The organism is Streptomyces sp. NPDC030222 (genome assembly GCF_055573115.1).
On record NZ_JBVICA010000009.1, the window covers coordinates 236560 to 246153 of the forward strand.

Below are 9594 nucleotides of genomic sequence, written 5' to 3' on the forward strand. Positions count from 1 at the left end.
GGATCACGGCCGGCCCGCGTACGCCGGACGGGTGCACCACACCCGTTCGGCCTACCCGCCACGCCCCGCCCGCCGTCCGGCGACACGCGTCGGCACGCCGAAGCCACGACGGCGGGATAAGCCACCCGACACGCCACCCACTGGCCCCAGCGGTACGCTGACGTGGCCCAGACCACCTGGCCGCGGACATCTTGGACGCGGCGCCCGAAGGGACTCGACCATGCCGCTCGAAGCCGGACTCCTGGAGATCCTCGCCTGCCCGGCCTGCCATGCCCCGCTCGACGACCGCTCCGCGGCCGAGACCCCCGAGCTGATCTGCACCGGCGAGGACTGCGGCCTGGCCTACCCCGTCCGGGACGGCATCCCCGTCCTCCTCGTCGACGAGGCCCGCCGCCCGGCGTAGCGGAGCACGCAGACGCCGTACGGACCCGCACCCGCGATCGGAGGCCGCCCCATGCTGGACGAGTCGTTGCTCGACGCCCCGGAAGCCCTGGCACGCGCCGACCGCCGGCAACTCCTGCGCGGCGCCGCCGAAGCCGGTGCCCGGGTCCGCACCGCCGCCCGGCACGCCGCCGAGGCCGGCATCGCGGACCTCCGCCCGGACGGCCGCCCCCGCGCCGTCCTCATCGCGGGACCCGGCACCGCCGCCGGCGGGGTCGCCGATCTGCTCGGCGCACTCGCAGGCGCCGCCTGCCCGGTGACCCGGCTCAACCCGAGCGGGGTCGCGGCCGCAGCGGGAGCCCTGCGCTGGACCCTCCCCGGCTGGGCGGGCAGCGTCGACCTCCTGCTGATCGTGACGACCGACGGCACCGAGCCCGGCCTCGCCCTCCTCGCCGAACAGGCGTACCGACGGGGCTGCACGGTCGTCGCAGTCGCCCCGCAGCGCTCCCCGCTGAGCGAAGCGGTGAGCGGCGGGCACGGCCTGGTCGTACCGATGGCCACCGCCCCGCACGAGCTGTACGAGGGCACGCCCGCGGCCAGCCCCAACGCCCTCTGGGCGCTCTTCACCCCGCTCCTCGCGCTGCTCGACCGGGTGGGGCTGCTCGCGGCCCCGCCGGACGTCCTGGAGAAGGTGGCCGACCGGCTGGACCGCACCGCGGAACGCTGCGGCCCGGCCACCGCGACGTACAGCAACCCCGCGAAGACCCTCGCCGCCGAGCTCGCCGACTCCCTGCCGCTGATCTGGACGGAGGGCGTCTGCGCGGCCCCCGTCGGCCGCCGGTTCGCCGCCGTGCTGGCCGAACTGGCCGGCCGTCCCGCCCTCGCCGCGGAACTCCCGGAAGCGCTTCCCGCGCACGGCATCCTGCTGGCCGGAGCGCTCGCGGCGGGCGCCGACCCCGACGACTTCTTCCGGGACCGCGTCGAGGAGGCACAGGCCCTGCACGCACGGGTGCTCCTCCTGCGCGACCACCCGGCCGGAGGTCTCTCCGCCGCCCCGGCCGCCCGGGAGCTCGCCCTCAGCCACGACACCGCGGTCAGCGAACTCGAACCGGAGGAGGGCAGCGAGCTGGAAACCCTCGCGGAGCTGGTCGCCGTCACCGACTTCGCCGCCGTCTATCTGACGCTGGCCTCGGCTTAGCAGGTGTCCGGCTCCGCCCGGGACCGGCCCCGGACGGCGTCGGGACACCGTCCCGGGCTCAGACGGGGGCCGGGTCGGCGCGGCGCGGTCCGGTCTCCCGGCAGGCACCACGCACAGCCCGCCCCGGCCCCAGCTCACGAAACCGCACCACTCACTCCCGGACCGCGCCCCGCGGTGAACGCACGCAGCCTCCGCGGCAGACCCAGGAAGAGCCATCATGGACCGCCTCTCCAACACCGTGCGCCCCTACGCGTGGGGCTCCACGACCGCCATCCCGGAGCTGCTGGGCATCGCCCCGACGGGCGAACCGCAGGCCGAGATGTGGATGGGAACCCACCCCGGGGCGCCCTCCGGCGTCGACCGAGGCACGGGCGGCGAGTCCGCGCTCTCCGACGTCATCGCCGCCGACCCGGTCCGCGAACTCGGCACCGCGGCAGCGGAGAAGTTCGGACCGCGCCTGCCGTTCCTCCTCAAAGTGATCGCCGCGGGCTCACCACTCTCCCTCCAGGTGCACCCGGACCTGAAGCAGGCCAAGGCCGGCTACGAGGACGAGGAACGCCGCGGAATCCCGGTCGACGCGCCCCACCGCAACTACAAGGACCCCAACCACAAGCCCGAACTGGTCTGCGCCCTCACCCCGTTCGACGGCATGTGCGGCTTCCGCAACCCCGACGAGACGGCCGAACTGCTGGCCGCACTCGACGTCGACTCCCTCAAGCCGTACGTCGACCTGCTGCACGCCCACCCCGCCGACGCCGCCCTGCGCGAGGTCCTCACCGCCATACTCTCCGCGGACCACGAGGAGATGGCCGCCACCGTCGTCGAGACCACGGCCGCCGCCGAACGCCTCGGCGGACCCTACGCCCCGTACGTGACGCTCGCCCACCACTTCCCGGGCGACCCGGGCGTCATCGCCGCCATGCTGCTCAACCACGTGCGGCTCCAGCCCGGCGAGGCCATGTACCTCGGCGCCGGAATCCCGCACGCCTACATAGGAGGTCTCGCGGTCGAGATCATGGCCACGTCGGACAACGTGCTGCGCTGCGGACTGACCCCGAAGCACATCGACGTGCCCGAGCTCCTCCACGTCACGCGCTTCGACCCGATGGAGCCGCTCGTCCTCCGTCCCGAGGCCTCGTCCTCGGGCGAGGAGGTCTACGACACCCCGGTCGACGACTTCCGGCTCTCCCGCCACGTCCTGGCACCCGGCGCCGCACCGCGCGACCTCACCACCGCCCGCACCCCCCAGATCCTGCTGTGCACCGCCGGAGCGGTCACCGTCGGCCAACTCGGCCTCGCTCCCGGCCAGTCGGTGTTCGTACCGGCGGGCGAGAAGACCGAACTGTCCGGTGCGGGGACGGTCTTCCGCGCGACCGTTGTGGCCTGATGCAACAATGTGCCGCCGAACGGCGGCACCACCGGAGCCGCCACCGACGAAGGGAACGACTTCATCCATGAGCGCGTCAGGCGGAACCAGGGCGATCGTCGCGGCGCTCGCCGCGAACCTCGCGATCGCGGCGGCGAAGTTCGTGGCGTTCCTCTTCAGCGGTTCGTCGTCGATGCTCGCGGAGAGCGTGCACTCGGTGGCCGACTCGGGGAACCAGGGACTGCTCCTCCTCGGCGGAAAGAAGGCCCAGCGCGAGGCCACCCCGCAGCACCCCTTCGGATACGGGCGCGAGCGCTACATCTACGCGTTCCTCGTCTCCATCGTGCTGTTCTCCGTCGGTGGCATGTTCGCCCTCTACGAGGGCTACGAGAAGATCGTCCACCCGCACGAGGTCAAGGACTGGTACTGGCCGATCGGCGTCCTCGCCTTCGCGATCATCGCCGAATCGTTCTCCTTCCGTACCGCCATCAAGGAGTCCAACACCCTGCGGGGCAAGCGCTCCTGGAAGGAGTTCGTGCGCCACGCCAAGGCGCCCGAGCTCCCGGTCGTCCTGCTGGAGGACCTCGGTGCCCTCGTCGGTCTGGTCCTCGCCCTCTTCGGTGTCGGCCTCGCCCTGCTCACCGGCAACGGCGTCTGGGACGGCATCGGCACCCTCTGCATCGGCGCTCTGCTGATCCTCATCGCACTGGTGCTGGCCGCGGAGACCAAGTCCCTGCTGCTCGGTGAGGCCGCGGGAACCGAAGAGGTCGAGAAGATCCGCCGGGCGGCCGTCGACGGCGAGACCGTCAGCGGCGTCATCCACATGCGCACGCTCCACCTCGGCCCCGAGGAGCTGCTGGTGGCCGCCAAGATCGCTGTCCGGCACGGCGACTCCGCCGCCCAGGTCGCCGCCGCGATCAACGCCGCCGAGGAGCGCATCCGCACCGCCGTCCCGATCGCCCGCGTGATCTACCTGGAGCCGGACATCTACAGCGAGGCCGAGGCCGCCGCAGGCCCGGACCCCCGGGCCACCCCGGGCGGCCCCACCCCCGGCGGCGACACCGCCCACTGAGAGGCGACGAGGGATCCCGGGATCCCCGGGGGCGGGCGTACGGGGCGCGGACCCGGACCCCGCCGCACGACCGGGCGGGGTCCCTCCCTCTCGGCTTCACCTTCCCGTGGGCCCTTGTCTGCCACCGATCTCCACCAGAGCTACTGGGGCGCCTCAAGGTGATCGGTGTAGATTCGTCATCAGTGCCAGACGTCGCTGCTGATGGCGGTCGGGCGGCCCGCACGGGCCGACCGAGGGAGAGAGGGCCTCCGACGGACTGCGCTGCGAGCGGCGGGCACCCGCACGTCCGCACGTCCGCATGTGCGGACGTGCCCGCCCGCCGCCGCAGAGCCGGCCAGCCCTGACCACCTCGACCAACCCCACGAGGAGCAGCTCGCTATGACCTCTGTCGCCAACCGACAGGACTTCAAGGTCGCGGACCTGTCGCTCGCCGACTTCGGCCGCAAGGAGATCACCCTCGCCGAGCACGAGATGCCCGGCCTGATGGCGATCCGCAAGGAGCACGCGGAGCGCCGGCCGCTGGCCGGTGCCCGTATCACCGGCTCCCTGCACATGACCGTGCAGACCGCCGTCCTGATCGAGACCCTCGTCGCCCTCGGCGCCGAGGTCCGCTGGGCCTCCTGCAACATCTTCTCCACCCAGGACCACGCCGCGGCCGCCGTCGCCGTCGGCCCCGACGGCACCCCGGACAACCCGCAGGGCGTGCCGGTCTTCGCCTGGAAGGGCGAGACGCTCGAGGAGTACTGGTGGTGCACCGAGCAGGCCCTGACGTGGCCGGACGCGTCCACCGGCGGACCGAACATGATCCTCGACGACGGTGGTGACGCCACCCTCCTCGTCCACAAGGGCGTCGAGTTCGAGAAGGCCGGCGCGGCCCCGGACCCGTCCACCGCGGACAGCGAGGAGTACGGCCACATCCTGCGCCTTCTCGGCCGCACCCTCGCCGAGAACCCGCAGAAGTGGACACTGCTGTCCTCCGAGATCCGCGGTGTCACCGAGGAGACCACCACGGGCGTGCACCGTCTCTACGAGATGCACCGCGACGGCACCCTGCTCTTCCCGGCGATCAACGTGAACGACGCCGTGACGAAGTCGAAGTTCGACAACAAGTACGGCTGCCGCCACTCGCTGGTCGACGGCATCAACCGCGCCACCGACGTGCTGATCGGCGGCAAGGTCGCAGTCGTCTGCGGCTACGGCGACGTCGGCAAGGGCTGCGCCGAGTCGCTGCGCGGCCAGGGCGCCCGGGTCATCGTCACCGAGATCGACCCGATCTGCGCGCTCCAGGCGGCGATGGACGGCTACCAGGTCACCACGCTCGACGAGGTGATCGACAAGGCCGACATCTTCATCACCACGACCGGCAACAAGGACATCATCATGGCCTCGGACATGGCCAAGATGAAGCACCAGGCGATCGTCGGCAACATCGGCCACTTCGACAACGAGATCGACATGGCGGGCCTCGCCAGGATCCCCGGCATCGTCAAGGACGAGGTCAAGCCGCAGGTCCACACCTGGACCTTCCCGGACGGCAAGACGATCATCGTGCTGTCCGAGGGCCGCCTGCTGAACCTGGGCAACGCCACCGGCCACCCGTCGTTCGTGATGTCCAACTCCTTCGCGGACCAGACGCTGGCCCAGATCGAGCTGTACACCAAGCCCGAGCAGTATCCGACCGACGTGTACACGCTGCCCAAGCACCTCGACGAGAAGGTCGCCCGGCTCCACCTCGACGCGCTCGGCGTGAAGCTGACGACCCTCCGCCCCGAGCAGGCCGCCTACATCGGTGTAAAGGTCGAGGGCCCCTACAAGCCCGACCACTACCGCTACTGACCGTCCCGCCGGCCCCACGGCCGACCGCCGGCGCGCCGCACCCGGCGCGACCGGCCCGGCCGAGGCCGGCACCGACGAGCAGGCACCAGGACCAGGCCCCCGTCCCCCCGTGGCGGGGGCCTGCCCCGTGAAGGACCGGAACCCATGCCCCGAGGCCGCTACTCACTCCACGATCCGCACGACCACACCCCCCTGGGCGAAGAACACTTCCAATGCGCCCCCGGCCCCTCCGGCTGGCGCTACGTCTCCAGCATCACCACCCCCTCCGGCGACCACGCCGGCTCCGTCGACCTCGCCCTCGACGAACTGGGCCGCCCCATTCGCCTCGAACTCCACGCCGCCGGCTGGCAGGTCCGCGGCGCCGCCCTCGACGGCGTCACCTGGGTCCGTACCGACCCCGGCGGCATCCACGCCACGGAAGGCAATGTGCGCGCCCACGCCTTCACCGGCCGTTCCCCCGCGTTCCTCGTCGCCACAGCCCGACTGCTGCGCCTCACCCCCGGTTCCCCCGCGACGCGGGTACGTCTCGTCGCCTTCACGGACCCGGTCCTCGCCCCCCTCACCGTCGACCAGTCCTGGGCCCTGATGAGAAGTGAAGCGCACCCCACTGACAACGGCCCCCTCGTCGTGGACGAATACCAGGTCAACGCCCTCGACACGGGCGAACAGCAGGTCATCCACATCGCCGGCGACGTCGTCCTCTCCGCACCGGGCATCGAGCTGGAGGACCTCGAAAGCCCGCCGTCCGTGTTCCCGTCGGGGGCGGAGTCCGCGGAGCAATGGGAGGACGGGGTCTGACGGGGGGACGGAAGGCCTGAGTACAAGAGGGCCTGAGGACAGCAGGGCCTGAGTGCAGACGGGCCTGACGTCCGGCACGCGCCGCAGGGGGAACCGGTTGCCCGTCGCAGTGAACCCGGTCGCAGCGAACCCGTCGCAGTGAGCAACGGGCACAGGGATGAGGGGGCCGGGGACGGAAGCGGATGCAGAGATCCGGGGAGCCCGCCCGAGCGGTCCAGGTCGGCGGCGAGCGGTCTACGCCGGCGGCACGAATCCCGTCGGCGGGGAGACCCGGCGTGACGGCTGGGCGGGATCGGCCGCCGACGCCTCAGCCGAGGCAGGGACCGGGGCAGGGGAGGAAACCGGACCAGGCTGTCCCGGCAGCCCAGGACCAGGATTCGGAGCAGTCGGCATCAGGCCGGGTGCCGCGAACGGCGAAGTAGAAGAAGCTGACGCCGAGGAAGCCGCGGCTGCGGACCGGCCGGGAACCTCGCTTGCGACCGCCCCGGCCCCCGGCCCTCCGCCGGGGAGGACCGGAGAGTGTCCTGCCCCCACCGGTCCGGACGTGCCGCCGGCGCCGATGCTCCCGGGAACACCCGCAGCGCCCGCGTGGGCGCGGTCACCGAAAGCCCGCCGCGCGTCACGCGACTGCCGTTCGTGGAGCACCGCCGCCAGGTAGGCCGCCGGAGGCACACCCGGGGGAACCGGTGCCCCCGTCCGCTCGGCCAGGTCGCCCGCCAGTCTTTCGGCCATCGTCCCGCTCACCGCCGGATCCAGCTGTCCCATGCGCGTGAGGTACTGCCGTACGCCGAGCCACAGCCCGTCGGGCACCGCGGAGAGATCCAGACCGCCGAACCGTCCGACCAGCCACGGAGGCGGAGGAGGTACGACGCCGGCCTGCCCGGCGGGCACCCGCTCCCGCACCACGAGCGTCCCGGCGAACACATCGCCGATGCGCCGGCCGCGGGCGGAGACCAGCGAAGCGATACAGGCGATCACACCGAACGTCATCAGGATCTCGACCACTCCGACCGCTCCGCGAACGAGCGCGTGCCGGAACCGGATGGGGCCACCGTCGTCCCGGACCACCCGCAGGCCGCAGGCCAGCTTGCCGAGCGACCGTCCGTGCGTCAGGGTCTCCACCGCTATCGGGGCCCCCACCAGCACGAGGACGAACGAGGCGATCGCTATCGCCTTCACCGCCGCTTCGTCGAGAGCCGAGGTCGCGGCCACCAGCGCGAGAGTGATCAGCAGATAGGCGGCCCACACCACCATCGTGTCGATGACGAGCGCAAGGGCACGGCTCGGCAGCCTCGCAGGGCGCAGCCCGAGTACGACCGCATCACCCGTCACCAGCGCGTTCATCGGCGCCCACCCTTCGACATGACCTTCCCCGACCCCGTGACCCATCAGTCTGCCAAGCTGACCGGCAGCGCGCCGCAGTAGTACGAGCAGTAGTGCGAACCGTACGGAACCCAGTGCCTGGAGCTGCATCCGACCATGGACCTCGACGTCTTCGTGACCGCCCACCACGCCCAGTGGGACCGTCTCGACCACCTGCTGAGCCGGGGACGGCGTCTGACGGGCGCCGAGGCCGACGAACTCGTCATGCTCTACCAGCGCACCGCGACGCATCTCTCACTGATCCAGTCCAGTGCCCCCGACCCGGTGCTCATCGGCCGGCTCACCCGGCTCGTGGCCCGTGCCCGCGCAGTGGTGACCGGCACCCGCCGCTCGTCCTGGCGGGACGCGGCCCGCTTCTTCACCGTGGGATTCCCGGCAGCTGTGTACCGCTCACGGAGCTGGTGGATCCCGGTCGCACTGCTGTCGACGCTCGCCGCAGCGGTCATAGGCTGGTGGATCGGCACGCATCCCGAAGTCCAGGCGGCCATCGCCGCTCCCGAGGAACTGCGAGAGCTGACCCGCCCCGGCGGTCAGTACGAGACGTACTACTCCAGTCATCCCGCGGCGTCGTTCGCCGCCCAGGTATGGACGAACAATGCGCAGGCCGCTGCGATGTGCCTGGTACTGGGAGTCTTCCTGGGCGTCTTCGTGCTCTGGGTGCTGTTCCTCAACATGCTGAATCTCGGTGTGGGCATCGGCCTGATGTCGTCGGCCGGCCGGCTCGACACTTTCCTCGGCCTGGTCCTCCCGCACGGTCTCCTAGAACTGACCGCGGTCTTCATCGCCGCCGGCACCGGCCTTCGCCTCGGCTGGACCGTGATCGACCCGGGCCCGCGGAGCCGTCGCGCGGCCCTCGCGGAACGCGGACGCTCCGCCCTCGGTATGGCCATCGGACTCGCAGTGGTCCTCTTCGTCGCCGGCCTGATCGAGGGATTCGTGACCCCATCAGGTCTCCCGACCTGGGCCCGCATCGGGATCGGTATCGCAGCCGAGGTGCTGTTCCTTGCGTACGTCTATGTACTGGGAGGCCGCGCGGCTCGGGCCGGCGACAGTGGCGATGTGGAGTCGGCCGATCGCAGTGCGGAGCTGCCGACCGCCGCTTGATGTGCGTGCAACCCCTCTGAGCTGGTACTGTCCTCTTCGCCCCGCAAGGACTGTTGACACAGGACGAGTGGGGAGGTAGATTTTAACGGTTGCCTTGGACGGGACGTTCGATGGCAGCGGTTCATATCTACAGACTCTCTCCGAGGGCGAGGTCCTCAAGGAGTCACCCTCCTTCGAATCCTTATCCGGATCGCGACGCCGATTAGCTCGGCCGAAGTGATTCTGATAAAGTCGGGGAGCGCCGAAAGGTAAAGGCCTTCCAACGGCCGCCGGAATCGAAATCCAGACCGGAAACGGAACGGAAAAAGAATCTGGTAAGGTTGGAAACACCGAAGGGAAGCGCCCGGAGGAAAGCCCGAAAGGGTGAGTACGAAGGAAGCGTCCGTTCCTTGAGAACTCAACAGCGTGCCAAAAGTCAACGCCAGATATGTTGATAACCCCGTCTCTCTGAGACGA

At 71.0% G+C, this 9594-nt stretch carries 8 protein-coding genes; 7 read left to right on the forward strand and 1 reads right to left on the reverse strand.

Features of this window, described 5'->3' with window-relative positions:
* Positions 1-220 precede the first annotated feature (220 nt).
* The 6 genes from ACZ4Z5_RS16205 to ACZ4Z5_RS16230 all read left to right on the forward strand — a co-directional run bounded on the left by ACZ4Z5_RS16205 (position 221) and on the right by ACZ4Z5_RS16230 (position 6651).
* Positions 221-403, forward strand: coding sequence for a Trm112 family protein (locus ACZ4Z5_RS16205; RefSeq protein ID WP_468262593.1), 183 nt, complete (start codon positions 221-223; stop codon positions 401-403).
* A 51-nt stretch (positions 404-454) separates the two neighbouring features.
* Positions 455-1579, forward strand: coding sequence for an SIS domain-containing protein (locus tag ACZ4Z5_RS16210; RefSeq protein WP_468262596.1), 1125 nt, complete (start codon positions 455-457; stop codon positions 1577-1579).
* Between the two features lie 217 nt (positions 1580-1796).
* On the forward strand, positions 1797-2966 hold the full coding sequence (gene manA, locus ACZ4Z5_RS16215; RefSeq protein ID WP_468262599.1) for a mannose-6-phosphate isomerase, class I: 1170 nt from the start codon (positions 1797-1799) through the stop codon (positions 2964-2966).
* Positions 2967-3033: 67 nt separating this feature from the next.
* A complete protein-coding gene (locus ACZ4Z5_RS16220; RefSeq protein WP_468262602.1) occupies positions 3034-4017 on the forward strand; it encodes a cation diffusion facilitator family transporter in 984 nt (327 codons plus the stop codon).
* Between the two features lie 378 nt (positions 4018-4395).
* The gene (ahcY, locus tag ACZ4Z5_RS16225) at positions 4396-5853 is read left to right on the forward strand and encodes an adenosylhomocysteinase (protein ID WP_468262605.1); all 1458 of its coding nucleotides are present in this window, start codon (positions 4396-4398) and stop codon (positions 5851-5853) included.
* Between the two features lie 144 nt (positions 5854-5997).
* Positions 5998-6651, forward strand: a complete 654-nt coding sequence (locus ACZ4Z5_RS16230; RefSeq protein WP_468262608.1) for a hypothetical protein — start codon at positions 5998-6000, stop codon at positions 6649-6651.
* 234 nt (positions 6652-6885) lie between these two features.
* Here the strand turns inward: ACZ4Z5_RS16230 and ACZ4Z5_RS16235 are convergent, their stop codons facing one another.
* Positions 6886-7995, reverse strand: a complete 1110-nt coding sequence (locus ACZ4Z5_RS16235) for an RDD family protein (RefSeq protein WP_468262611.1) — start codon at positions 7993-7995, stop codon at positions 6886-6888.
* Positions 7996-8130: 135 nt separating this feature from the next.
* On the opposite strand from ACZ4Z5_RS16235, the gene ACZ4Z5_RS16240 reads away from it, so the two are divergent.
* Positions 8131-9138 (forward strand): stage II sporulation protein M, encoded by a 1008-nt coding sequence (locus ACZ4Z5_RS16240; RefSeq protein WP_468262614.1) that lies wholly within the window; start codon positions 8131-8133, stop codon positions 9136-9138.
* The last annotated feature ends 456 nt before the right edge of the window (positions 9139-9594 follow it).

Excerpts from the sequence above, each read along its gene's own strand:
- ACZ4Z5_RS16205 (WP_468262593.1), top strand. The coding sequence starts at position 221 with ATGCCGCTCGAAGCCGGACTCCTGGAGATCCTCGCCTGCCCGGCCTGC.
- ACZ4Z5_RS16210 (WP_468262596.1), top strand. The coding sequence starts at position 455 with ATGCTGGACGAGTCGTTGCTCGACGCCCCGGAAGCCCTGGCACGCGCC.
- manA (WP_468262599.1), top strand. The coding sequence starts at position 1,797 with ATGGACCGCCTCTCCAACACCGTGCGCCCCTACGCGTGGGGCTCCACG.
- ACZ4Z5_RS16220 (WP_468262602.1), top strand. The coding sequence starts at position 3,034 with ATGAGCGCGTCAGGCGGAACCAGGGCGATCGTCGCGGCGCTCGCCGCG.
- ahcY (WP_468262605.1), top strand. The coding sequence starts at position 4,396 with ATGACCTCTGTCGCCAACCGACAGGACTTCAAGGTCGCGGACCTGTCG.
- ACZ4Z5_RS16230 (WP_468262608.1), top strand. The coding sequence starts at position 5,998 with ATGCCCCGAGGCCGCTACTCACTCCACGATCCGCACGACCACACCCCC.
- ACZ4Z5_RS16235 (WP_468262611.1), bottom strand. The coding sequence starts at position 7,995 with ATGAACGCGCTGGTGACGGGTGATGCGGTCGTACTCGGGCTGCGCCCT.
- ACZ4Z5_RS16240 (WP_468262614.1), top strand. The coding sequence starts at position 8,131 with ATGGACCTCGACGTCTTCGTGACCGCCCACCACGCCCAGTGGGACCGT.